Raw genomic sequence first — 717 nt, forward strand, 5'->3', positions numbered from 1 at the left:
GAACTTTCCCGTGCTTTTTAGAACATAGATGGCACCAGTCAGGTGACCATCGAAACGTAATACGCCACGGAATTACTTCGGTAATCGGATTGGTATGGCGAGGTTCGCCGTCCACGTTTCTCTTTCTTCAAGAAGACAAAAGCCGCATCGACCGGTACCGGAATGGGCCCGTAGCTCAGTTGGTTAGAGCACACGCTTGATAAGCGTGGGGTCGGAAGTTCAAGTCTTCCCGGGCCCACCATTTGCATATGTGAATGAGGGTTTGGGTTGAGACTGTTGGTTGATGCGAATTGTTGCCGCGCCTGGTTGATGAGACTTGGGTGATCGAGCTGGATGGGGCTGTAGCTCAGCTGGGAGAGCACCTGCTTTGCAAGCAGGGGGTCAGCGGTTCGATCCCGCTCAGCTCCACCATTTAATTGCGCTCACGGGTGAGCGGTCCTTCGGACCTACCCTCCGCGAGGGCGCCGAACGATCGGCGACGCGCTACCGCGCTGTACTGGAGAATTGATCCGGCGGCTGCGAATTGTCTTCTTTGAGGAAATAAAAGTTTGCATCGTCTGAGAGGACTGATGCCTGTTCTGAATACATTGTGAAGAGAAGATATGTCTGGAAGCGTCCAGGTGTTTTGAGCCCTTGTGGTTTGAAACGTCCGAGCCCAGTCCCTGTGAAACCATGTGATGGCTTAGTCGGCCGGAATTGGTGGAGGGATTGGAGGTA

Annotated in this window: 2 tRNA genes; both read left to right on the forward strand. The window is 53.7% G+C overall.

From position 1 onward, the window contains the following. Nucleotides 1-164 precede the first annotated feature (164 nt). Nucleotides 165-241, forward strand: a tRNA-Ile gene (locus DOU54_RS16870). A 94-nt stretch (nucleotides 242-335) separates the two neighbouring features. Continuing rightward, nucleotides 336-411: transfer RNA gene (locus DOU54_RS16875), tRNA-Ala, on the forward strand. The last annotated feature ends 306 nt before the right edge of the window (nucleotides 412-717 follow it).

The sequence above is a fragment of the Agrobacterium sp. MS2 genome, assembly GCF_003261015.1.
Lineage (GTDB): Bacteria > Pseudomonadota > Alphaproteobacteria > Rhizobiales > Rhizobiaceae > Agrobacterium > Agrobacterium pusense.